The sequence below is a fragment of the Butyricimonas sp. genome, from assembly GCF_019423355.1.
Lineage (GTDB): Bacteria > Bacteroidota > Bacteroidia > Bacteroidales > Marinifilaceae > Butyricimonas > Butyricimonas faecihominis.
Genome location: NZ_JAHZBP010000013.1, coordinates 32,240 through 57,603, shown reverse-complemented (window position 1 = coordinate 57,603; position 25,364 = coordinate 32,240). Strand labels below are relative to the sequence as shown.

The 25,364-nt window shown below is 38.4% G+C and carries 28 protein-coding genes; all 28 read right to left on the bottom strand.

The features are described from left to right. Positions 1–141: 141 nt before the first annotated feature. A complete protein-coding gene (locus tag QVC79_RS16010; RefSeq protein WP_270595437.1) occupies positions 142–549 on the bottom strand; it encodes a HEPN domain-containing protein in 408 nt (135 codons plus the stop codon). Continuing rightward, entirely contained in the window at positions 546–854 is a 309-nt protein-coding gene (locus tag QVC79_RS16005; protein WP_124318364.1) for a nucleotidyltransferase domain-containing protein, read from the bottom strand. The genes QVC79_RS16010 and QVC79_RS16005 overlap by 4 nt, the downstream gene beginning before the upstream one ends. Before the next feature lie 185 nt (positions 855–1,039). Beyond that, positions 1,040–1,420 (bottom strand): hypothetical protein, encoded by a 381-nt coding sequence (locus QVC79_RS16000; protein ID WP_270595436.1) that lies wholly within the window; start codon positions 1,418–1,420, stop codon positions 1,040–1,042. Next, positions 1,314–1,655 (bottom strand): hypothetical protein, encoded by a 342-nt coding sequence (locus tag QVC79_RS15995; protein ID WP_270595435.1) that lies wholly within the window; start codon positions 1,653–1,655, stop codon positions 1,314–1,316. The genes QVC79_RS16000 and QVC79_RS15995 overlap by 107 nt, the downstream gene beginning before the upstream one ends. An 88-nt stretch (positions 1,656–1,743) precedes the next feature. Beyond that, positions 1,744–2,442, bottom strand: a complete 699-nt coding sequence (locus tag QVC79_RS15990; RefSeq protein WP_270595434.1) for a tyrosine-protein phosphatase — start codon at positions 2,440–2,442, stop codon at positions 1,744–1,746. 5 nt (positions 2,443–2,447) lie between these two features. Continuing rightward, a complete protein-coding gene (locus tag QVC79_RS15985; protein WP_270595433.1) occupies positions 2,448–4,799 on the bottom strand; it encodes a GumC family protein in 2,352 nt (783 codons plus the stop codon). 22 nt (positions 4,800–4,821) lie between these two features. Further along, positions 4,822–5,592, bottom strand: a complete 771-nt coding sequence (locus QVC79_RS15980; RefSeq protein WP_270595432.1) for a polysaccharide biosynthesis/export family protein — start codon at positions 5,590–5,592, stop codon at positions 4,822–4,824. Between the two features lie 8 nt (positions 5,593–5,600). Continuing rightward, positions 5,601–6,770 (bottom strand): DegT/DnrJ/EryC1/StrS family aminotransferase, encoded by a 1,170-nt coding sequence (locus QVC79_RS15975; RefSeq protein WP_270595431.1) that lies wholly within the window; start codon positions 6,768–6,770, stop codon positions 5,601–5,603. Positions 6,771–6,925: 155 nt separating this feature from the next. Beyond that, a complete protein-coding gene (locus tag QVC79_RS15970; RefSeq protein WP_270595430.1) occupies positions 6,926–7,054 on the bottom strand; it encodes a hypothetical protein in 129 nt (42 codons plus the stop codon). Positions 7,055–7,258: 204 nt separating this feature from the next. After that, complete coding sequence (locus tag QVC79_RS15965) at positions 7,259–7,867, bottom strand: sugar transferase (protein WP_270595429.1); 609 nt, start codon at positions 7,865–7,867, stop codon at positions 7,259–7,261. Positions 7,868–7,890: 23 nt separating this feature from the next. Further along, positions 7,891–9,318, bottom strand: a complete 1,428-nt coding sequence (locus tag QVC79_RS15960; RefSeq protein WP_287642519.1) for a glycoside hydrolase family protein — start codon at positions 9,316–9,318, stop codon at positions 7,891–7,893. 6 nt (positions 9,319–9,324) lie between these two features. Next, positions 9,325–10,854, bottom strand: coding sequence for a capsular polysaccharide export protein, LipB/KpsS family (locus tag QVC79_RS15955; protein ID WP_270595427.1), 1,530 nt, complete (start codon positions 10,852–10,854; stop codon positions 9,325–9,327). Positions 10,855–10,869: 15 nt separating this feature from the next. After that, entirely contained in the window at positions 10,870–11,112 is a 243-nt protein-coding gene (locus QVC79_RS15950) for an acyl carrier protein (RefSeq protein ID WP_270595426.1), read from the bottom strand. Between the two features lie 18 nt (positions 11,113–11,130). Continuing rightward, positions 11,131–11,892: an SDR family NAD(P)-dependent oxidoreductase gene (locus QVC79_RS15945; protein ID WP_270595425.1), complete on the bottom strand. Its 762-nt coding sequence runs from the start codon at positions 11,890–11,892 to the stop codon at positions 11,131–11,133. 1 nt (position 11,893) lies between these two features. After that, positions 11,894–13,273, bottom strand: coding sequence for an AMP-binding protein (locus QVC79_RS15940; protein WP_270595424.1), 1,380 nt, complete (start codon positions 13,271–13,273; stop codon positions 11,894–11,896). A 16-nt stretch (positions 13,274–13,289) separates the two neighbouring features. Next, positions 13,290–13,946 carry a PglD-related sugar-binding protein gene (locus QVC79_RS15935; protein ID WP_270595423.1) on the bottom strand — a complete coding sequence of 219 codons (657 nt, stop codon included), beginning with the start codon at positions 13,944–13,946 and terminating at the stop codon, positions 13,290–13,292. Positions 13,947–14,029: 83 nt separating this feature from the next. Next, positions 14,030–15,172, bottom strand: a complete 1,143-nt coding sequence (locus tag QVC79_RS15930) for a glycosyltransferase (RefSeq protein ID WP_270595422.1) — start codon at positions 15,170–15,172, stop codon at positions 14,030–14,032. Between the two features lie 7 nt (positions 15,173–15,179). After that, the gene (locus tag QVC79_RS15925) at positions 15,180–16,010 is read right to left on the bottom strand and encodes an O-antigen ligase family protein (protein ID WP_270595421.1); all 831 of its coding nucleotides are present in this window, start codon (positions 16,008–16,010) and stop codon (positions 15,180–15,182) included. A gap of 340 nt (positions 16,011–16,350) precedes the next feature. Beyond that, positions 16,351–17,472 (bottom strand): polysaccharide pyruvyl transferase family protein, encoded by a 1,122-nt coding sequence (locus tag QVC79_RS15920; protein ID WP_270595420.1) that lies wholly within the window; start codon positions 17,470–17,472, stop codon positions 16,351–16,353. Beyond that, a complete protein-coding gene (locus QVC79_RS15915; protein ID WP_270595419.1) occupies positions 17,469–19,010 on the bottom strand; it encodes a lipopolysaccharide biosynthesis protein in 1,542 nt (513 codons plus the stop codon). Before QVC79_RS15915 ends, QVC79_RS15920 begins: the two co-directional genes overlap by 4 nt. 256 nt (positions 19,011–19,266) lie before the next feature. Next, positions 19,267–19,503 (bottom strand): acyl carrier protein, encoded by a 237-nt coding sequence (locus tag QVC79_RS15910; protein WP_270595418.1) that lies wholly within the window; start codon positions 19,501–19,503, stop codon positions 19,267–19,269. Positions 19,504–19,517: 14 nt separating this feature from the next. Next, positions 19,518–20,486, bottom strand: coding sequence for a transketolase family protein (locus tag QVC79_RS15905; protein ID WP_270595417.1), 969 nt, complete (start codon positions 20,484–20,486; stop codon positions 19,518–19,520). Then, positions 20,476–21,333 (bottom strand): transketolase, encoded by an 858-nt coding sequence (locus QVC79_RS15900; RefSeq protein ID WP_287642518.1) that lies wholly within the window; start codon positions 21,331–21,333, stop codon positions 20,476–20,478. Before QVC79_RS15900 ends, QVC79_RS15905 begins: the two co-directional genes overlap by 11 nt. Beyond that, complete coding sequence (locus tag QVC79_RS15895) at positions 21,320–22,057, bottom strand: SDR family NAD(P)-dependent oxidoreductase (RefSeq protein WP_270595415.1); 738 nt, start codon at positions 22,055–22,057, stop codon at positions 21,320–21,322. The genes QVC79_RS15900 and QVC79_RS15895 overlap by 14 nt, the downstream gene beginning before the upstream one ends. Next, positions 22,051–23,058: a pseudaminic acid synthase gene (gene pseI / locus QVC79_RS15890; protein WP_270595414.1), complete on the bottom strand. Its 1,008-nt coding sequence runs from the start codon at positions 23,056–23,058 to the stop codon at positions 22,051–22,053. Before pseI ends, QVC79_RS15895 begins: the two co-directional genes overlap by 7 nt. Further along, positions 23,051–23,674, bottom strand: a complete 624-nt coding sequence (locus QVC79_RS15885; protein WP_270595413.1) for a UDP-4-amino-4,6-dideoxy-N-acetyl-beta-L-altrosamine N-acetyltransferase — start codon at positions 23,672–23,674, stop codon at positions 23,051–23,053. Before QVC79_RS15885 ends, pseI begins: the two co-directional genes overlap by 8 nt. After that, complete coding sequence (locus QVC79_RS15880; protein WP_270595412.1) at positions 23,671–24,642, bottom strand: PseG/SpsG family protein; 972 nt, start codon at positions 24,640–24,642, stop codon at positions 23,671–23,673. The genes QVC79_RS15885 and QVC79_RS15880 overlap by 4 nt, the downstream gene beginning before the upstream one ends. Continuing rightward, positions 24,635–25,315, bottom strand: a complete 681-nt coding sequence (gene pseF / locus QVC79_RS15875) for a pseudaminic acid cytidylyltransferase (protein WP_270595411.1) — start codon at positions 25,313–25,315, stop codon at positions 24,635–24,637. The genes QVC79_RS15880 and pseF overlap by 8 nt, the downstream gene beginning before the upstream one ends. Positions 25,316–25,364: the final 49 nt, after the last annotated feature.

Here is a 25,364-nt window from a genome sequence, read left to right as displayed (position 1 = left end):
CCCCCGAAATTTCATCACTACACACCATCCCACGTGTGTTTCCATCTTCCCACAAACCATTGATTATTATCAATAAAAAAAAGAGGCCCAAGCACATCGCCCAGATCTCTTTTTATTAAGTTTTTATTGAGTAAATTATTATTAATCTAACTTATTAGAAACAATCCGCTCTCTGATCAAATTTATAAACTCACAAACCAAAGGATAAAATTCTTCCACCGTAGTCAAGTCAAAATTCTTAAAATCTTCATAATCGGCTTCAGAACGATTATTATATATGACCGTGTAAAATCTACCCCATTCTTTAGGCACTTTTCCCGTTAAAATAAAATGTTTCCCAAACATTTGGCGTACACCTTCATGTGTTTTGACACCATCAATTTCAGCATACAACAACAAAGCACTTGCAGCATAAAAACAAGCATAGTACATACGATTCATCGCCGTGTTATAGAATCCCCGTTCGATATGCGATTCGATCTCTAATAACAAGTTCCTCGCAGAATCAAGTCTATATAATATTATATCCGACCTTTGTTCTGGTGTCATAATACCACTCCTTCTTTCATTACATTTTCATAAAATGGTGTAAAACGCTTTCCCCATTTGCGCATAGATTCTATGAACGGATTAATTTGTATACCCGTTTGTAATTCTATATCATACAATGGAGCAGTCAAGGCCATTCGATCTTCCAAGGTAATAACGTCTTTATCTAACAATAACAACAAATCAATATCACTATCTGGGCGAGCATCCCCCCTTGCCTCACTTCCGTAAAGAATAACCCTAATGCCCGGTGCAAGCCGATGTAGAGCCTCTCTAATTTGAGATATAACTTGTGATCGATTCATGATAGTCCTCCTTATAAATCAGTTATCACACAAAATTAATATTTTTTCTCAGATATACAGGCAGCTAAAACGTGTTTTATTCATTATAAATAAATATTTATTGACTTAATGAATTCTTTCAGAACCGATATTAAACTGTATAAATTAAAGGCGTGGCAAAAAACTTTTACCACGCCTTCCCCCTGTCAAGCATCTTTCTTATCCCGTTCCTGTTCAATCAAAAAGATCAACCGTTTCAGAAATATCACCAGCTCGTTCGTCCGTTTGAAAATATCCCGCTTCAACTCCCTGTGATTCGAAATTTTTACCCCGAACGCCCGTTCGGCCAACCGGATAACCTCTCGATACTCCATCAACATTCCGTCCGGCGTGCGTAACACCTTCGCTAGATAAATTCCCAGCATCAGTTCTGCTATTTCCATCTTGTTATTGTTCGATGTCCAGACCGCCAACGGCCCGTCATCCGAACTCCCGGCATACCTCTCCGGGTATTCCTGCCGCTCCCGGGCAAACCGGATCTCGGCCTCCACCCGTTGCAACACGGCCTCCACGCAATACCCGAACATCCCCTTTTTTCCCCGATCCGTCACTCGCTTGGCACACTTCATCCCAAACGTGCAGGCGGATTCGCACACGCTCCAACACCCGTACCTCTTCCTTGTAGTTCTTTTCCTTGTCACACATCCGTTCCAAATCCGCCACGAATTCCCCGACGACCAGTTCTACCTCTTCCCTCGTGACATCTTTCCCACCACACTCTTCCAACCAAGAGAAAAACCTTGCATTTAATAACTCTTTCATAACTTAAATATTAAAATTTATAAATTAAAAAACCTCGGACACTCTTCGTCCGAGGTTATATCTCCGCTTAAACACGAATTTGTAAATCTTAAACCAATAACTTTTCCGATTCTTTCGATTTTAAGAATTTTTCCAACAACTCCGCCTGTTTCACCGAGTGTATATCCCCGGAAAAATAATCAATCAACCTTGCCACCAATAACTCCCTCGCCCCTGCCATTGCCTCTTTCCCGTAAAAACCTACAAACGACAGCAAGTTCACCTGTATCCGGCATCCCCGTCGTTTCAATTCCCACACCCGTTCCGTCAGATGTTTCATGTAAAACGGGTAACGCTCCGGATGTGCCAGCACGGGCGTGTAACCCTTGTCCTGCAGGCGAAAAATCACCTCCTCAAAAGCCGGAGACGGGGCCACGAAACTATGTTCCACCAGCACCTTTCCTCCGTGAAACGAGGCAATATTCCCTTGACGGATCAAATCTATCATGTATTCACCGATCTTGTACTCCGCCCCTGCATCCGCCTCAATTTCAATTTTCTCCTTCAATAAACGTTCTTTCAGCTCGTTCAGTTTTCCAAGAATTATCTCCGGCGTGTTCATCGGTGACGGAAAAGAAATATGAGGGGTAAAAGAAAACTGTTTCACCCCCAGTTCCAGCATCTTTTTCACGATCACCACAGAATCCTCTACCCGCTTCACCCCGTCATCCAATCCCGGTAAAATGTGAGAATGGATATCATGATCATAAGAAAAATATTGCTTGTCCTTTCTTTTAAACCAGTCCATGATCGTTATTTTTTCTTCTTTTTATCCTTGCCATCCTGCCCATAACCGTAGCCATACCCGTAACCGTAGCCATAACCATAGCCATAACCATAGCCGTAACCACCGGAACGACTGACCTTGATCCCGTTCACCACGATTCCCAGGTTCGCCAAACGACCACCCTTTTCCAGATCGGCAACAACCCTCAGACCTTTCTTGTCAAGCACGTTCGCGCGAACCACGTAAACACAAGCATCCGCATACTCGCTCAACGAGAAACCGTCAGCTAGGATACCCAGCGGCGGCGTGTCAAGGATAATACACGAGAACTCACTCTTCAAACACGCCAGCAACTCTCCCATCCGGGGACTAGCTATCAACTGTGTCGGGTTCGGGGGTACCGTTCCTCCAAATATCACGTGCAAGTTATCGTTTACCTTCTCTACCAGCATCCCCGGGTCATCAACCATCCCGGCCAGGTAAGCCGATAATCCCTTCCGGCCTTCCCTCTTGAAGTACTCGTTTAACCTCGGGTTACGCAAGTCACAACCGATCACGATCACTTTCTTTCCCGCCCGGGCGTAAGCACTCGCTAAATGCGCCGCGACCAAAGATTTCCCTTCACTCGGTATCGTCGATGACACCATGATCACGGGCGTGTCCTTTCGCTTGATCAGGTAATTCAAATTCTCCCGGATCAACTGCATCGACTCCGACATCATCCAGTCCTCACTCTCTATCGATGTTTTCTCTTCCGGCAATTGCGGTAAAGTTCCCAGTAACGGGGCGTTCACCACTTTTCCCACCTCATCAGCATTTCTCACTTTTGTATCCAACATATCCGCCACGAACATGATTCCCACGGGAAGCACCACTCCCATGAACATTCCGAACAACAATATAAGCATTTTTCTAGGAGCCACTGGATGTTCCCCCGGATCCGGATTCTCTATGATCTTAGCCATCGGCACATACATCAACTTGGCGATCTCCGCCTCTTCGCGTTTCTGCATTAAGAACAAAAACAAGTTCTCCTTCAACTCCTGCTCTCGGGCAATAGAACGATACTGCTTTTCCTGTGTCGGTACGGAAGTTAATTTATCCTCCACCTGTTGGCTTTCCCGTTCTAAGCTCTTAATCTTTATATCCAATCCATTCTCCACGTTAGCAATAGCCGACCGAATACTACTCTTTAACTCCCGTAACTGTGCCTCCAAACCCAACACGATCGGGTTACTTTCCCTAGCCGATTGTAACAATTTCCCTCTACGAAGAATCATCTCGTTATACTTACTGATACCACTATTAAGAGATTCATCTGTCAACCCTAACTGTTCCGGTAATATTCTAAACTCTTCTCCTCGTCTATCTTCCAAGTAAGCACGCACACTCTTCACCACATCCATCTCGGTACCCAATTTCAATAATTCAGCATCAGTCGCCTTCTTTTGTTCCATGGCAAGAGCTGCATCTGACGTCAAGTTAGTTAACTGGTTCGTCTTTTTGAATGTTTCCGCACTATTCTCAATATCTCCTAATTCCTGATTAATGACCCGAAGACGTTCGTTGATAAACTCAACCGTCTTTTCTGACACGAGTTGTTTATCCTCTATACCATTTTGGTTGTAACGCCGAATCATCGTGTAAAGGAAATCTACCCCTTTCCCCGGATTCGTTTCCTTTAACGAAACACCCACAGCGCTAGCATTTTTCTCCAACAAACTTATCTCCAAACGCTTGTGAAAATCCGTTGCTGCTTTCCCGTAAGATAATAAATCCACTCGAATCTCATCTCCAACTTGTAATAACGAATCATTTTTTTCCACGGTCATACGGTAGTCTCCCATTGATATCGCTTGAGAAAAATTCCCCTCGAACATCACGTTTTTATCTGCATCCAATACCTCAATCCTATCTGCCCCCTTTGCAATCACGTAAAAGGTTGTATCCTTTATATTCTCGGGTAAATCCACGAGCATTCGAAAAGGAGAATCCTTGTACAACTTCTCTTCTCTCAACACCTTTTCCCTCGTATAATCCACATTTAGCTCCAGCTCTTTTACTACATCCAATATCAAGTTCTTGGATTTCAACTCTACAATCTCATTCTCCACCATCATCGTTCCTTGAAACAACCCCAATTCCTTTAACATCGGATTTATCCCGACCTCCCCTTTTTTCGAATCGCTAATCATCACCTTCGCCCCCACCTTATACACCGGAGGCGAACTAAAACAAATATACAAAGCAATTAGAGCGCATAACGGTATGCTAATAGCAAACCACCACCAACGGGCCAAAATTTTATAGAAAAAAGTTTTCAGATCAAAATACTCCTCTTCTTCTGTCTGTAACAAATTATTATCTTGATTGATCATTTCATATATTATTAATCTGGAACTATCTTGTCAAAGAAATCAAGGCCACGATTGTCGACAAACTTGATAAAATATAAGGTAAAAATGTGCTGACACTTCCCCCAGCAATCCGTCCTTTGTTCGGTTCCACGTAAACCACATCATTTTGCTGTAAATAAAAGAATGGAGAATCGATAAAATCACTCGATGTCAAATCTATTCGGGCAAAAACCTTTTCATCTCCTTGCTCCCGCATCACCAAGACGTTTTTCCGTTTACCATTAATTTGTAAATCCCCTGCCATTCCGAGTGCATCCAACAACGATACCCGCTCACTAACGACCTTATAGCTACCAGGAGCTTTCACCTCCCCTAATATCGTCACCTTGAAATTCTGGAACTGAATAGTCACGATCGGGTTCTTCAAGTACTCCGACAACTTCTCTTTCAACATTTCCGCCAACTCGTTTCTCGAAATTCCCACGACTTTCAATTTTCCCAACACAGGAAAATCAATCTCACCATTCTTATCCACGAGATACCCCCTCGGAATTTGCTGGCTAGAGGTTGTACTCACGTCACGTCCCAATCCAATCATTGGTGTATTAAAAGGTTGTGCAGATTCCAAATCATCACACGACACGATAATCGACAACAAATCATCCGTATGAATCACGGTTTTATATTCACACTCCGCTTTGATCCGTTTGTTTACATCAACATCCTGCAAATACACCACCTTCTTGCTCGAAGCACACGAAACAAACAATCCCGCAGCCCATACCAACATAATCACGTTCTTTATCACATGCATACTTTTAATTATTTACAGATACAACTTTTTATCTCACTCACAATATAAGCTACATCCTCATCCGTCACGCAAGGCCCGGCAGGAATACACAATCCTTTCTCGAATAATTTCTCCGAAGTTCCGTCCACGTAACAAGGACTGCCCGCAAACACCGGCTGCAAATGCATTGGCTTCCAGAGTGGCCGGGTTTCAATTCCTTTACTATCCAAGAACACTCTCAACTCTTCACAATCCACACCGGTCTCCTCCTTATCTATTAGTATTGTACATAACCAGTAATTTGCATGAAACCGCTCGTCGGGATTCGATTTCAACTCGATCCCTTTCACATTGGCAAACGCTTGTTCGTATAACTCATGTACACGACGGTGATGAGCTACATGCTCTTCCAATACAGTCATTTGTCCCAACCCGATCCCGGCACAAATATTACTCATCCGATAATTATAGCCAATCTTCTCATGTTGATAGTAGGGGTACGGTTCCCGTGCCTGCGTAGCGTAAAACATCGCAGCCTTTTTGGATTCTTCATTAGGCACTACCAACGCACCTCCCCCCGAGGTCGTGATCATCTTGTTCCCGTTAAAACTCAACGCCCCATATACCCCCAAAGTACCACATTTCTGCCCCTTATATTCCGATCCCAACGCCTCTGCAGCATCCTCCAATACGGGAATCTCATACTTCTCGGCCACGGCACAAATCTCGTCCATCTTTGCAGGCATCCCGTACAGGTGTACCGGAATAATTGCCTTCGGTTTCCGTCCGGTTTTTGCCATCCGATCTCGTATAGCTTCCTCCAGCAATACGGGGTTCATGTTCCAAGTATCCTCTTCCGAATCCACAAAAACAGCCGTTGCCCCCAAATAAGTCACCGGATTCGCTGATGCACAAAACGTGAAACTCTGACAAATCACCTCGTCCCCCGCTTGCACCCCCAATAATATCAACCCCAAATGTAAAGCTGCCGTTCCCGCACTCAACGCCACCACCTGTTTCCCCTCATCTTCAACTTTCAATTTTCCATTTTCAATCAAGAAGTCCCGAAGGGATTTCTCGAAAGCGTTCACGTTCGGTCCCAATGGAACCACCCAATTCGTATCAAACGCCTCTTTAATAAAGTCTTGTTCTTTGCCACTCATATGTGCCAAGCAAAGATAAATTCGTTTTCGATCCATACATATAAACAGTAAACGTCCCGCCACGGGCCATCACGGGATTTATTCATCCCGTCCCGCTTGAAACTCTATATTGAAAAATTTTTAATGATTATTCTACCTTCAACTCATCAGTCAAAATACCTAGTTACCCACCACCACACTACTCGTATACATTATAGATATTTTTTCTCCAACTCGCAAAAAACATCTTCGCTTGGAGTCAGCCGTCCGGCTTTAATATCAGCTAATCCCCGTTCGACACTTTCCTTCAATTCCTCTACAGTGGTAGGAACATTTAGCATAAACTCCGAAGAACATTGACGTTGGTGTATCTTGATCAATTACCTTACATACTTCTTCACATCATCCAACATCTCCAAATTATTAATAGCAAGGATATCACGTATCAATTGCATCTTAAAGGCATCTAATTCTATCGCTGTCATAATACATTCTCCTTTCGGTTCATACGGAGATAACGTTATTTTGCGAAAAAAACAACGTACTCAATTTGTTCCATCAAAAGGAACAGTCGTTGCTTCTCCCTCTTTTGATATTCCTTCTCTCACAAAAACCTTCTTTACCGTCAAAAGCAAAATCTTCAAATCCAAACCCAGAGACAAATGATCGACATACCAGACGTCATATTCAAATTTTTTTGTCCACGATATGTTATTCCTTCCGTTAATTTGCGCCCAACCGGTAATACCGGGACGAACTTCATGACGTCGAAACTGTTCTTTTGAATATAACGGTAAATATTTTGGCAACAAAGGACGAGGCCCAACAAACGCCATATCTCCCTTCAATACATTTATCAATTGTGGTAATTCATCTATCGACAAAGAGCGCACCACCCTTCCAACCCTTGTTAAACGTTTCTCGTCAGGCAATAATTTTCCATCCTTATCACGCTCATCAGTCATCGTTTTAAATTTTATCACCCTAAATATTTTAGCATTTCGCCCCGGACGTTCTTGTGTAAAAAATACACCAGCCCCTTTATTTGCAAAATACAAGAAGATAATAACAATTAGTAAAAATGGCCAAACAATAAATAGCACACAAATAGCAAGCAAACAATCAACGCAACGTTTCAAACAATTTTTATACATAACCGATATACTCTTTCAAACAACTAGTAATATCTGAACGAAAACACATCCGCATCTTTCAAATAAAATTTCATTTTTACAATTTGCCCTTCAATGGAAGACAAATCGCCCCTACCATGCCAAGTGACACCCCTCGAAATCTCGTCTCCAACAATAGAGTCACAATCCTCTTTTGAATATCCCGGAATAACGTCATCTCTTTCATCAAGCAATTCTATTCGTATTTCTCCCGCTGCAGAAGTAGAATAATTTATCTCAAGTTTTGTCCCACTAAACTTAATTGGCTTCGTAATAACTACTCCACCGACATACCCCGCACAAATAGAAGTAAAACCATCTATTCTAATAGAATACCTTCTCAAATGGGCTTCAGGCTGCATATAATTTTCATTCACATAAACAGACAACTCGCTATCCGACGTTTCAACAATATTCAATGCCGGGTAATTTGTTCTGGAAGTCCAATTATTATACCCTATCCCTGGTCTTATAAAAGATTCCATAAAAATCCGATCAAAATGAAGAGCATCCTTAGATGACATTAAATAAACATCCGAACAATCATTCACATAAGCAGCATTCATCCTTGTAGATAAAGAATCTGGTATCACCTTCTTATTTTGAAAAAACCTTGCTCCTATGCCAATTAAGAACTGAGGAGCCCTATAATAAAATCCGATTTGATTTGTATACAAGTTTTCAATGGGAGTATCTCCAAAATCCAATAATTTATATTTCTCCCACTTTTCAAAATCCTCGGAACGACTCATCGCTATTGTTCGGTATAACACCTTATCAACTTTCCTCCATTTTCTAAAAAACAACAAATACGAGTTGTGCTCCGGACTCCAAAACACGACATTTTGCGAGTCAAAATTTCCATCTGTATAAAAAGGCTCTTCCTTCATTTTCTCCCACTTCAACCCATCAATTGACTGGTAAACAAAAAGTCCTTTACCTTCTTTACCTCCAATACCTTTATACCTATATCGAAGATCATGCTTGGGATTAATGTCAATAAAAGGTGAAAAATTATGGGAAACATCCCCTTCATTCATTAACACAATATTATTCTTATCGTATCCTGCAATTCGATAAATACTCAATCGTGGTTTATACCAATGAACACCATCTTTTGACTCTGCAACACATGTTATTTGTTTTGCCCCACCCGTTTTAGAGGTCAACCGTCCCCGATAATAAGCCCTATAAAATGTTGAATCTTTTATTATTGTAACATAAGCACAACTCGGTCCTTCCCAAGATTTATCAAAATAAAAAGCGACTCCTCTATCAATAGGAGAATTCATCTTGAGTTCTGCACCGTCCAATTTTTCAATAATGTCATAATCAAGAAACAATATTCTCTTATTGCTAATATTCACACATTGAGCAGATAAACACTCGCATCTCAATAAACTACAAATAAGTATAAAAAATAGGATTTTCATTACAATTTATCCCTGAAAAAATAAAAGCTTTCCTATTATATTGCGTACACACTCCTCTTCCGATAAATTCATTTTTTCTTTTCTACCTTGATAATGATAAGCTCGAATGGAATTTTTAGCAAAAGCCATGAGATAAGCTAAAATATCGTGTTCGTCATAACAATAATTTTCGATATAAGACATTATTTTTGATGCAGAAGTTTCATCCGTAACTCTCAACACACTACGACATTGCTCATACCAAATCATACCAAACACGATGACAGGTTTCCTATGCATCATTGCTTCCCACCCCACAGTACCTGTAACAGTTGCAACAGCTTTTGCATTTCTCATTAAAGAATATGAATCCAGTTCAAATGGCATCAATTTTACACGAGGGTTAGCTATTAAATCATCGTAAAATTCCTTTATTCGATTTGTATGCCCCAACATATGAGACATAAATTGCTGCGGATGTTCTTTCACGTAAATAAAATAGTTGTCTGAGGTATATTTCAATAACATCTCCACGCACAACCTCTGGTTCACGAAAATATCTCCAGCCGGAGAAGTTGTCGCCTCCGGTTGATAATGTAACGGTAACAAAATATAATCGACATTCTTTTGCGGATATTCTGCTAAAGAAGAATAATATCTATGCATTCTTTTACTGTATGCTAGATTTTTTTCCTTTTTTAGTGCTATTTCGATTATTCCAAAATGAGATTTTTCTAAGCTATATTTCCGATTTTTGAACATTGTAACAGAAACATACCCTTTTCGCAAAATTCCATTTTTCCCGAAAAAGTCATATTTCTTTACAAAGGTTTTTACCAAAAAGAAAAAATTCCTATATTTTTTATCCATAAGCGGATGTGTCTTCATATAAGCAGGTGCAGCTTCGGAATAATCTTTCAAAACTTTTTCAAATTGATTCAGAATTTCAACTGGAAGTTCGTTTTTATCCAACTCTTTTTTTGACAAATAATATTTATAGTCTTTTTCAAAAAGATCTCCCACGGTATAAAAATTAGTTGTTGCATAAATCCGCTCCACACACATGGAATATTGGAATGTAATAAACTTTATATTCATTCGTTTACACAACAAATACAACACATAATCATATACACGATGAGGATTCACTGCGCTAACTACTAAATCTGGTTTATAAATTTCAATGCAAGCCATCCAACTTTTCAACAAATTAAGGAAATGCCGTTCCCGCTCCATATAATTAAAGCTATACCGATCATAATCCAATCTATCCATCATTTTAATAGCTTGTAATTCATACACGGCAATTTCTTTCAAAAAATCAATATCTACATAACATTCTTTAGCCTTATCTGCAATTTCTTTTGAAAAAATTCCTCTCCATGCATTAGAATAAGATTGATAACAAGCTGTTGGCAACAATTCTTTCACGATATTCTCCGAATCATCGTAATTAAAACCAATCCAATACACGGGCTCATATCCATAATCATCCCGCAATCTTTGAGCAACTTTTACCCACGGATCTGCCACACATGTGTTATACAATACACGCATACACCTATCTAAAAATTAAAAATTAATATTATACTTAGAAGTAAGAATTTCCTTACCTTTAGAATAAGACGTTAACCCTAAGATATCTTCCGAATCCAACATAATATCAAACGATTCCTCTATATAAGAAACTAAATTTAATTGATGTATTGAATTCCAATTCTCAACATTCTCTTGTTTAAACTCATCATTTAGGGACTCTTCTCCGACAGAAAAGACTTCCATGAAAATCACATTATACTTCTTTCCATTTTCCATATCACTAGAGATTACTCTTTACAAAATAAATCCACCATCAACACCCAACACTTGTCCTGTTATATATTTTGATTCGTCCGAGGCAAAAAACGAAATTGCATCGGCAATATCTTCAGGCAACGCATAACGTCCAAAACCCACACTATTTAACCTGTCTTCAAAACGATTCTCTATTGAATGCAAAAAACGATCAGTCGCCACCATACCTGGAGCCACTGCATTCACTCTAATTTGATGTTCTGCCAATTCTTTTGCAGCTGATCTTGTAACTGAAACAACGGCTCCTTTTGTGGCAGAATATGCCAATTGCCCTTTCGCTCCCTTTACACCAACAATACTTGCCATATTAATAATTGAACCTGATTTTTGCCTTGTCATCAACCTCGAAACAAGTTGTATCAAATGAATCATGGCAATCACATTTACCTCGAACATTTGTCTCAATTTTTCAAAATCAATCATTCCCAAGTATTCATATGTAACAATCCCAGCATTATTTACCAAGACATCAATACGTCCTCGTTCTTTCTTTATTTGAATTATCATTTGTTTGACGGCTTGAAAATCACAAATATCACAAGACACTGGAATGATTTCTGTCGCATACTTATCCGCACACTCCTTTACCCATTCCCCCATTTCTTCTACCAAACGGTCATTAGCATATACAATACCTCCCCGTGCAGCAAGTTTCTCGGTAATCGCTCTCCCTATGCCGCGAGCAGCCCCCGTTATCAAACAAACCTTACTTTCTAAACTTTTTGTTCCCACGTTTTCCATTTCAATTCAAAATTACTTTTCCTGCCGCATTCCTTTTTATCACATCCACAACTTCCACCTGTACATTCTTGTGAAACAATTTTGTTTTTTGAACAACAAAATCAAGAACTTGCTCCGGAATCATTCTATTCGTTATCTTAATTATCAATTTTTCATCATCTCCCCCACACAAACAATCCGTATCAAAAGCAGATTTCACCAAATGCTCAACCTCATCCAATCCTATACGTAAACCGAATATCTTTAAAAAGCGTTTCATTCGTCCCACGATGTAATAACAACCGTCTTTATCCCTTTGGGCAACATCTCCCGTATGTAATATCCCGTTATTTTCATCCCCTTTCCCCAAATCCTCCCCACAAACAGCATATCCCAAGGTCACATTCGGACCTCTATAAATCATCTCTCCCACGCCTTCCCCCTCGCTCGTTTCATGCCCACTCTCATCTATAATTGATAAACTTCCGTTAGGAATGGCGCCACCTATACTTCCAACCTTTGTCATAGCTAACTCTGGTGCCAAATAAGCCATCCGTGCCGTTCCTTCTGTTTGTCCATAAGTTGCAATAAATCTCTTGCCCGTTCTCTCCGCATATTCCGCACAAGTTTTAAAAAGTTCGTCCGGCAACTTTCCTCCACCTTGAGTGATCAATTTCAAATAAGGTAAATCCATTCTAAAAAACCTCATCTTGTTTAAGATCTCAAAACTATATGGAACACCCGTAAAACTCGTTGCTCGTTCTTCTTTCATCATCCTCCAAAAACTCGCATCCATTAACGACTTATCAGAAAGCAAAAGCGTTGCCCCAGCGTACAGATGACTGGATATTACAGATAATCCCATCGTGTAATGCATGGGCAATGATGCCATCGCTCGTTCTTGATCATTCAAGTTAAACAAACTTGCGACATTACGAGCATTCGACTCCACGTTACGATAACTATGGCGAACTAATTTAGGACTTCCTGTCGATCCTGAAGTTGGAAGCAACAACGACAGTTCATCATACAAAGGATCAGGTAACAAACCCGTTCTGGCAAGTCCAAAGCCATACTTGGAAAACACGATCGGCATCCCCTCCAACAAAGTCTCTCGTCCCCAAATAAACTCCGGTTTATATAAATCTTTCAATGTTTCATAGAGTTGCCTATCAATATGAGCATTAATAATCAACGGCACGATCCGGTTCGACAAAGCGGCAACATAACCACCCAGAGACCCGATCACATTCTCTGCCATTATAAATATTAACGTTCTACGAGGTAAAGCGTCATAAAACTCTTCACAAAATTCCTTCAGTGCTCCATAAGTAATCAAAGCACCACTATCATCTATTGCCGCAATTTTCGATGATAATTTCTTATCTATATCTAAAAACATCGTTATCAAAATTTATTTACAGCGCCATTTTTCTTGCAGGATTTCCCCTATACACGAAACCGTCTTGCGCATCATTCATTAGTATACTACCAGAAGCTATGCGCACGTTCGATCCAACCGAAAAGCCCTGCAAAATAGCCGTTCTTACCCCGAATAAATTACTATCGCCAACTTTCACATAACCCGACAAACGAACTTCTGGAAACAGCACATTGTAACTTCCCATCACGACATCATGTCCAAACACCGAATCATTCACCACAATGTTAAAATCCCCGATGGATACTTTCGGACTAAATCGACACCCCTCCCCGATCACATTTCCTTGCCCCATTCTACACGATTTCCGATCTAAAAATGACGTATCAGGATCAACTATATTCGGGAAATACACTCGTTCATTACAAATTCCACTCAAAATATTCTTAATTATAGAAGTATTTGCGATAGCAATTACAACAGCAAGAGAAGAATCCCAATCATTCAAAACATCTCTTCCTCCTAAAATTGTTCCATATCCCAAATCTTCTCCTTTCAATTTCTCGTTATCATCAAAAAAACCGACAAATTTCCATTCTGTACCGGGGATCGTATTCCGACTATTAATTTTTTCTATCAAACAAGCAATCTCTTGACCATAACTTCCGGCTCCATAAACTGCAATATTTCTCATAACTATTTATATATCTATCACATTCGGATTAAATAAAATTTGATGATTTTTTTATCTATATCTAAAAACATGGCTATTCTCAATTATAATATATCCCTGTATACCTTCAAAATCTTATCTGCAACTACATCCTGTGAAAAATTTTCATAAGAATATTTCCGAATAGCATGTTTACAATAATGTTGCCCTTCTTTATACATTAAAAGCATAGCTTTTGAAAGTTCTTCTACATTATCCACTGGTACTAGAATTCCATTCTCCTTGTTCACGAACTCCTCCGGTCCACCACATTTTGTTGCAATTACGGGCAACCCCTTAGCCATGGCCTCTACGTATACAATGCCGAAAGTTTCTTTCCGACTTGCTAAAACAAAAATATCAGCATGTGCTAAAATCGAACTCACTTCCACCGGAGATTTAACCCCAAGCAATTTAACTCGGTCTGTCAAATGTAATGCACGAATCAACTCTTCTAGTTTTTCACGTTCCCCACCTTCGCCAATGATATTCAAAACAACATTTGAAGGAAACTTCGACTCAAAAAAAGCTTTAACAAGCGTGTCAAACCCCTTCCCTACCAATAGATTTCCAACAGAAACAAACGTAAATTTAGAATGAGACACATCATCTATGCTCACTTCATCAAAAAAAGAATTGTCAACCATATTATATATGACTTGGCTTTTAACCCCAAAATGTTTCAACATTTTCTCTGATAGCGCATTTGAAACGGCAATCACATTATTAGCCTCATGGTAAACTTGCCCCTTTCTATATAAATTCACATCTATATTTTCAGTGTTCAATTTACTCCAATGTTCCGTAAAAACTATCGGAAGTGAATATTTTTTCTTGAGGGCAATAGCGAACTCCGAAATAAACAATGAATGAGAATGTACCACATTGGGCTTCTCTTGCTTTTTGAATATTTTCGAATAAACTTTACACAATATTCTTTTTTTCATCCATAATGACAAACGGTCATTATTAAAAACAAAAGGAATCGTAGGCAAAATTCCAACATACTCATAAACTTGTATCCCTTCATCATTTTTGTATTTAAATCTATTCCATTTGAATAAATAGAAAACAGATTTCCATTTAATTGAAATATTAATTACTTCATGCCCTTTTGCTTTTATTGCTTTTGCCTGCACTGCTTCATAATTCCCATCCATAGGATTCGCCTTAGAGGGATAACCTCGCGTTATAAACAATACTTTCATTCGTATATCATTTTTTTTGTTCCCGATCTTGCATCATGCGCACAAATTTCATCCTTCTTTCTACATAAATCATCCCTTCAATACAACCCCAAAATATCACCAAAAAATTAAAATATGAGGTATACAAAATCAAATGACTAACCAACGACATCACAACAAAAATAGCGAGAGAACTCAAATAAGGAAATAGGTACGGCGATTTAATCCTATATAAATATATGCTTCTTTTTATCACATACCACCATAAACATAAATAAAGCACCATAATGATTAGCCCATAATCATAAAGGACTTCTTGTATATCATTATGAGCTGATATCTCCAAGGGAGAATTTTTCCAAACCCCGTTATGTCCGTGTCCCAACACCCAAGCCAGCTTCGAAGAATTCATCTGCATTTCCCCCACGATCTCATAAATAGCCAGTCTATTACGTCCTTCATTCGTTTCCTCTCTATTCAGGCGTTCTGTTATCATTCCTCCTGTTCTCTCGTCTATTATATCAAAGGCAAAAAATCCCACAACAAACAAAATTACAACCGTTAGCAATGCTACCATTTTTCGCCTTTCGTTACGAATAGTCAAACAACCATATATTACCCAAACCAACGATATCACAATAATACTTGAGCGTTTCATCGAAAATAACACAGCAATAGTAAGGACTCCTAATAACAATACCCGCAAATATTTTCGTTCGATACATGCTAACCAAGGTAATGTCAATAACGGAAAAAATATGGCATTTGATTGTTTGCCATCAGCAGCACTAATAGCCCCAATAAACAGATAAAAACCCACGCAAAACACTACCAAGAAAAATCGTACAAATATCTTCATCCGCTTGTTTTTCGAACTTATCATCACATACGAAATTTCGAAAAACAAGGGCCATAACAAGGTAAAAATATAATCCGAATTCAATCCTCTGTTAATATAGACCACGATAGGCATGATAAACACCCACAACAAGCATACCCCATGAATTCCCTTCAAGCGAATCTTTGTCCTATATTCCAAAAGTACCGGAACACAAAATAAAACGATAACTAAAGAGATCATCTTCAACAAAGAATGTTTTGATCCCTCTATAGCTTCCCCACTTGTCACCTGATTCCAATAATTTATTGAAAATAGTACAAATAAAAAAAGAATCACCAGAAAAAAACCAAATATCAGATCACTTTTTTTCATCAACAATATTCTCTATCAAAAATGATTTGGAATATTCTACCACTTCATGAAGACGGGTATTTACTTCCACGTAGTCAATATTGTCATCGTTTATCGGCATCGTTATATCCTCTATATAACGTTCTCTTATCCCGACTAACTCCAGCAGTGAACACACCCTTGAAGATTTGTCTCTTAACCCAACAGCATAAAATTGTTTTTCAAAAATAATAGAAAAAGCAGTACCGTGAAAAGAATTAGTTACAACAAACTCTGCATTATCAATCAAGGAAAGAAACTTTTCTACCGATGCAGATTTGATATACTTCACTCCTAAATGGGCAAAATCAAGTTTCATGTTAATTTCTTTAACGGGCAGTTTCATTTTTACCTGCAATGTATTCACAAAATCATTACTCTCTGGGGTATTCAATAAATTATAAAATAATATATATCTCTCACTCGAAGCAATCTTTCTTACTTGCGTTAACTTCCGCCACTCTTTTTTGTTTAACAAAAATACCGGATCTATAACCAAACGAACATCAAAACCAAGATCAGACAAAAACTTCTGCAGATCCAACTCGCGCACTGAAATAACATCAAAGTTTACAAAATTCTTTTTCAACAATAAAATTTCATTTATATCAGAAGCTATTACGCCCATACTTCCAGCATAACTTATCTTACGGGATGCCTCAACATTTGCATTACCAAAATACCAAGGATTATATCCAATCTTCGATAATACATCCTGTTTTCTCCAAATCTGATCACTTCCATAAACAACAATATCAAATTCTTTACAAATATCCTGATCTGTCTTATAAGTGATCACACTCCCTAAATTCAAATGTCGACGTAGAAATTTATTTATCTTATTCTTACGTTGGTATTTAAATATCGCAAATATGAAAAAATAGACGAGATATGACATCTTGCCTTTGAAATTTTGTTTTTTCAATTTTTTCCATGAGAATACTTTATAGTGTTCTCGATGATAATCCGGCCAATAATCAACAAATTCCACCTTCTCTACATGCCTTTTCAAATAGGTTCTCAGGGCATAAGCTTGTAATAATGCCCCATAATTTTCAGCCCTATGATATGTAAGAATACCTAGTTTCATGATTTCATAATTTTGTAAATGTGAGTTATCCTTCCTTTTAGATATGAATTAACTATTTTCCTCTCATTTTTCGTAATTCCGACAAAATAAATAAATGACAAACAACTCAACACTGAAATTATTCCGACAATAATAAACCTCAACAACCCATCATTCATCACATTATAAATAAACAACGGCATTAGTAAAGAAAACATTGTAACCACAAAGACCGAATAGAAAACACTGCGTAAATAATTTTTAATCGAAATTGATAATAATTTTTTTACGAAATATACTCGTGTTCCTATTGAAAAAGTTGTTAATACAATTGAGACAATCATTGTTATTTGTGGAGGAAAACCTAATTTTAAAAACACATATGATATCGGTAAATTCAACAAAAGTATACCTCCAGTAATAATCTGATACCATTTATTTTTACCTGTAGCTAATACTGCCGCAGAAAGCGGGTAACTGAAAGCCTCTATTATCGCATTTATTATTACAAGTCTAGTAAAAATTTTCGTGTACTCAGGAACACTATTCAACCACCACTCTAGAATAAAAGTCGTTTCTAATAAAATCGGTAAGGCCAACACGAAAATAAGATAATAACTGATTCGTGAAGACACGAACACTAATTTCATCATACTATCATAATCTTTTGATGCGTATTGTTTAGTTATTTGTGGACGAAAGGCCGAATAAAAATTAAGGACAAAATTATTTACCGCATTATTAATTTGAAATGCTATCGCCCTCGCTGCATTTACAACCGGATTAAAAAAAATATTCAACAAAATATTTATACCTTGACTTCGTAACACACTGGACATCGCTCCTAATAAATTCCACCCACAAAAACCAAACAATTCTTTAAACATCGCCACATCCCAAAATATCCGCAATTTACAACCTTGTATTTTTTTATTGCAATAAAAAAAATATACGAATGAAATCACGAATGTAGAACAAAACATTAAAACACTATATACTTTCAATTTATCTAGAGGGAAAATGACCAATATGTAGACAATCAACAATTTCAATACCACTTCAACAACACTAATATAGGCATATATACCCATTCTTTCATGAGCTAATATCAATGATTTATACGGTATTGTCAATAAATGTATAATAAATGATATGATCGAAAATTGAAAAACCCAATTTGCAGCGTCTAATCGTAATTCGGGGATAACCATTTTAGTATTCAAAAACCATATTCCTATTGTTTCTGCAAACAAAATAACAACAACAATTATTAAAAAGAAAAACAGTATGGACAAATTAAATAATTGATTCAACTTCTCTTTATTGTTTTCACCTAACTGGTAAGCAAAAAAACGTACAGTACCAGTACTTAAAGTAGTTGTTATAAAATTAAACATCAGCACAATACTACCAACAACATTATAAATACCATAATCTACAACACCCAATGTTTTTAAAACGACACGAACCGTAAAAAGAGAAATCCCCATTACCACTAACAAGCGAAAATACAATAAAAATGTATTTTTTGCTATTCGCTTATTTACACTTTCAGACATAATAAAATATCTTATTTTTTAACAAACAAAAAACAATCGTTATCATAGAAATAATTTAACTCTAGAAATAACCAAATGATTCTCCTCAATTATACAGGTAATAGCTAGATATCATAAAAAACAGAGGAACTTCTTGCAACTAGCAAATACATATTCTTGCCCCAATAATTTGTCGTGTGCAAAAAACGACTAATAATGCTGATACCAATTTTAAAACATCTACTGAATAACTCCTTTTCTCCAACATTATTTGCAATTATAACTTTATCCCATATGCATTCAATATAGATATTCCTGATTCATACGAATTAAAACCAATAATATCATCCGGTTTCAGTTCAATATTAAATGCTTCTTCCAGCATAGCAATCAAACTCATCTGACCAATGGAATCCCAGCTAGTGACAGAATCCATCGTTGCTCTTTCCACATTCTCTAATGGTATATCCAAACTCTCTACAAAAGCATTCTTATACTTCTCAATATTCGTCATAATTTTATTATTTATTATATTTCACTTATAATCTTATTGGCAATCTGCTCTGCTGTAAGTCCGTATTGTTGCCATATATATCGTTGAGTTCCAAGCTTCAAATATTGGTCTTTCACACCTATAAACACTTGGCGAGGTGCATTTTTTCGACTTCCTTTGTACTCGGCAACAGCACTGCCCAACCCACCAATCACATTATGCTCCTCCACGGTTACAATCAATTCGAAAGTCGAAAAAACATCATCGAGAATCTCTTCATCCAAAGGCTTTATCGTATGCATATCAATGACTGAACAATGTATGCCACGCTTTTCCAACAATTCTGCAGCAAGAAGCGACTCGTGAACCATCAATCCAGTAGCAATGATAGCAATATCCTTTCCCTCCTTTAACTTTATAGCTTTTCCTATCTGATACTCGAAATCCTGTTCATAAACAACAGGAATATTTTGCCCCCCGGACAACCGAATATAAACAGGTGTATCTATTTCATCTGCCGCAATAACCATCTTTATTGCCTGTAAACTGTCGGCCGCCGATAATACCGTCATGTTGGGTAATACTCTCGTAAAAGCAATATCTTCAACTGCCCAATGCGAAACGCCCAACATTTCCATAGCAAAACCAGCGGAATTACCGACCAACTTCACGTTAAATTGATGATATGCCAAGTTTAGCCGTACCTGCTCCAATGCCCTAGCTATAATAAATGCCGAATAGGTAAATGCGTACACGCTCTTACCGGATTCTGAAGCGATCCCTGCAGCAACACCGATCATATTTTGTTCCGCTATCCCGACATTTACAATTTTATCCGGGTATAATTTCTGGAAACGATCCAAACTAGCTATCGCAACACTATCTGCCACAACCGCCACTACATCCGGATTTCTCTTGACTACTTCCAACATTCCAATCCCGGATGCAGCCCCTTTCTGTCCCATTTGGGAATAAGCCTTTATTAATCCCCCGTTAATCTTCATTTGAATATTTTTTCAAGATTTCCTCCTTCGCCATATCATAATGTTCTGCATCCAATACCGCTTGATGCCATTCTTTATGATTCTCTATAAAAGAAACGCCCTTTCCTTTCACAGTTTCAGCTATTAATGCGTATGGCTTTTCTTCACGCACACTTGTTAAATACATGTAAAGTTCTTCTATATTATGCCCATCTATCGTATCGGAACTCCATCCGAAACTTTTGAATTTCTCTTCCATATCTCGTTGAGCCATTAGATATTCCGTATTTCCATCAACAGAAAGGTAATTGCGATCTATGATCAAAACCAGATTATCCAATTTATAATGAGCCGCCGCCATAACGGATTCCCAAACAGAACCTTCCCCGCATTCTGCATCACCCAATATTACATAATGGCGATAATTTCGCCTATGTTGTTTGGCATATATCGCTTTACCAACAGCAAAAGATAGCGCCATTCCCAGACTACAAGAACTATATTCCAAGCCTATTTCTAAATTTCGCGGGTGACCTGCTAGTAATGCATTGTCGCCCTCGAAATGGAGCAATTCACTCTTCGGGAAAAAACCACATTCGGCCATAGCGGGAAATTCGGCCAACCGCGCATGCTCCTTCCCCACAATCATCCGATCCCGTCCCTCCCATGCAGGATTATTCACATCGTATTTTAAAACCAAACCATATAATACGGCATAAATTTCTATGCAAGAAAGACTCCCGCTAATATGCGCCCCCCGCTGCCCAGAGGACAACGCCATATCCAATAACGACAAACGCATATTCTGACACATCCTTTCTATACGCACCACATCTTCTCTATTCAATTTCATTTCATCGTCCCCCATCAACTTTTATAATTTGTCCTGTAATAAAGGAAGAAGCATCGGATGCTAAAAACAACACGACCTCTGCAATTTCATCTACATTTCCCAATCTTCGAAGAGACGTTTCTGATACAATTTTATTTATTTTTTCTTCCGAATATTCAGCGATCATTTCCGTTTTTATCGCACCCGGAGCCACGGCATTAATTCTAACACCAAATGGTCCAAACTCTTTCGCCAAAGCCTGTGTCATCCATATTACGGCAGCTTTACTAGAACCGTAAGCAATCCGCCCCGGCTGATGCTCCATGCCCGCAACAGAAGCCATGTTTACAATACTACCTGATTTCTGCCGAATCATCACCTTGCTGATTCGCTTTACTATAGTTAATAACGAAAAATAATTAACTTCGAAAATTTCTTTAATTTCTTCGATGGATGTTTGATACAACAACGCCGTTGCCGTGACTCCGGCATTGTTCACAAGGACATCTATAGATTGCCGATCCGCAATAATACATTGTAAACCTCTCTCGATAGAATTCGAATCCGTCAATTCAAAATAAACAGGTTTTATCCACACTCTATTCTCTGCTGCCAGACAGGCAATCTCCTCTTCAAATGAAGAATTACTTTTACGACAACAAGCCCATATATTTGCACCGCTTTTTGCTAACATAACAAGCAGTGTATGCCCGATCCCTCTGTTAGCTCCAGTGATAATAACATTTTTACCTCTTAACATAAATCTTCACGGGTTAAAGGTTCTCCTCTTTTAATATTTCTAACGCTTTCCTTCCCTAATAATTTCTCATAAAAAAACGGAGATAATCCATATCCGGGACGTAAAGAACGCACATTACTCGAAGTGAAAATATCACCTTTTTTAATATCTTCCACGGCATATAATGAACGACGTTTTAAACGCTCCTGCTCTGTAATTTCGTATTTTACCTGTCCTAAAGACGCTTCCGCATTACGTATATCATTAACCATTTGCCTAAACTCTGCCGGTTCCATCGAAAATGCAGAATCTGCCCCACCCAAAGAACGATCTAATATAAAATGTTTCTCCACGACCTCTGCCCCTAACACTACGGCTGTTAAAGGTACAACACTTCCAAGTGTGTGATCCGATACCCCCACAGGTAAACCAAAACGCTTTTTCATATCAGGAATAGTAAGCAAATTTGCCCGATCGTAAGATGCCGGATATTCCGATGTACATTTCAATAACGTAATTTGCTCATTACCCATCTCTTTACAAGCTTCAATAGCAAGATTAATATCATCTATATTTGCACATCCCGTGGACATGATCACTGGTTTTCCCTGTTTTGCCACATATTTGATAAGAGGAATATCATTAATCTCAAACGAAGCGATTTTATAAATTGGAACATGCATGGAAACTAACAAATCCACTCCCTCAAAGTCAAAAGGAGACGAGAAAAAAACAAGCCCTAAGTTTTGAGCTATTTGTTGCAATTTCGGATGCCATTCATAAGGTGTTGCGGCCATCTTATATAAATCATATCTCCGCAAACCTTTCCATAATCCAGATTGTATTGTTCCAAAATATTCATTATCCATGTTTAACACCAACGACTCTGGCTTATACGTCTGTATTTTTACAGCATCAGCTCCCGCTTCCGCTATCGCCTCTATCGTTTTTACTGCCAAATCAAAATCTTGATTATGATTTGCGGATAATTCTGCTATTATAAATGTTTTTCCACTATTCATGACAATTGTATTTTAAAAGGATATCACTGATCGAAACCGGATTATTCTTTTTATAACGAACAAAACTCAATACAATATTCTCGTTCCTGAAATCTTTAAAATTCTCTTTCCGCAAAGAAATAGATATATATTTTCTTCCACTCTTCTCTATTACACCATCAATTTTTGCCCCAAAAAATAAAGATAATTGAAGTGCATTCACATTCTCCACGTAATTATGTCCTAACAATATTTCAAAATCTAATATATTCAAAAACAATTTTTTGTAATTCTGCAATAGTAAAATTCCTTCGCCTCGATTCAATACTTCCGGTGCCAAATAAAACCCCGGTTCTCCAATACCTTCTTGAATACCTTCTCCCATAATATTAAGAACCCCCACGGGAATTCCCCCTCGACGAACCAACCAGTAGTAAGCATCATCCCGCTGCTTCAAACTTTCCACATAAGCCAAATGATCTTCTAATGTAATCGGAGCGGTATTCATCATCCATTTTCTAACTTCAGCATGATTTCTCCACGTTAAAATCATTTCAAGCTCTTTGCGATCTAAGGATACAAAATTCTCGTAAGTGTACCCATCTAACGTATATATTTTATATCTGTCTATCTTCATAATGTTTTAAATAACTCCAAATACTTGGCTTTACTATCCTGTAAACCGGATAAAATAAATTGCGATTTCTTACAACTCCAACCTTTTAGTACATCTATTACCCGCATTTCCAAAGAAGCATCCAACAAGTTTCCGAGTCCGATTCCCGGCAACTCCCGTTCTAAGTATTCGTACAATCTTTCTTGGTTTGCCACGTAATATCCCACCAAAACCGGTATTCTGCAAGCAAGAGCCTCCAATACGACAGTACTTGCAGAAAGTATCGCCAGATCACAATACTCGAAAAGGTCATGTACATGTTGAGCCGAAGCATTTATATGAAGTTCTACCCCTTCATTCGCCAAAGAACTAATTCGTATTTCTCCGAGTACATCCGTCGACACCACATGTATTTCCAGCTTATTAAAATACGATCTTAAAAACCTAACGACTTTTTCGGTCAACAGAAATTGGTCTGTACCTCCGAAGCAGATAACAATCCGCTCGACTGTGGGGCGGAAGTCCCTTACCGGTGAAGATATCCAAAACGGTTTTCTCAATATTGCCCATTCTATTCCCGTACAAAAACGGGTATAAGGCTCTGCCGAAAAATCATGTGACGACAGGATGTAATTTATAACAACATCCGCATAATAATGTTTATCATTCGAACCTATACATACTAACTTGCACCCGCACTTCCTTATCTCGTTTTGATAATCTGAAGAGAAAAAATAATTATCAAGGACAACTATTTCATCCCCTCTCAAAACCTTCAAAAACAAATTAAACTTTTCATCTGTATCGGGAAGTTCTATCAACTTACAAACTTTCAAAACCTCTTTTTTCTGGTAATTCGTTGGATATTGGGTGAAAAAAGTACAATCAAAATCAGCCTTCAACATATCAGCCAATGCCAAACTACGGGTAAAATGGCCATAGCCAATATCTTGACTAGCATCAGCCCATATATACACTTTTTTATCCATGCAACATTCGAAATTTCATCTCTGCCAATTTCCAATCCGTTTCCGTGTCGATATCCTGCACTCTCGATTCATCCACCACGATTCCACCGCGCCGCTGGATTCCAGCTCTCCAAGGAGCCACTTTATGCCAGTAAAATGTTCCACTATCGTGGTACATTGTCTCCAAATCCTGACTGCGTGTTTTCGCATATTCCGGCCATCGCATATCCATAAAACCCGTCTCATCCATCTGCAACGCCCTTAATATAGGATAAGAGAACGCAACGACAGGATACACCGTCACGAAATCGGATGACACCAATCTATCGTACGAGGATCGTATATCTTCAGGAGAAATCAACGGGGCCGTTGCCAATATGCAACAGACATTATCGAAAACTTTCCCCTCTTCCTCGTAACGCTCCATCACCTCGCGAATAACATCAGCCAAAGTTGCGTGGTCATTCGCCGTAGCTTCCGTACGAACAAAAGGTACTCGAGCACCATATTGCCGGGCAATTCCTATGATTTCTTCATCATCAGTAGATACCATCACCTCATCAAACAATCCAGATTTCAAAGCCGCCTCGATAGAATAAGCCATAATAGGCTTCCCCATAAAAGGTCTTACATTCTTACGAGGTATTCGCTTACTACCTCCCCTAGCCGGAATAATTGCCAAATTATTTGCCATAATTTTCTTTTACTTTTTCTGATACTTGATAACCAAACAAGATGACCAC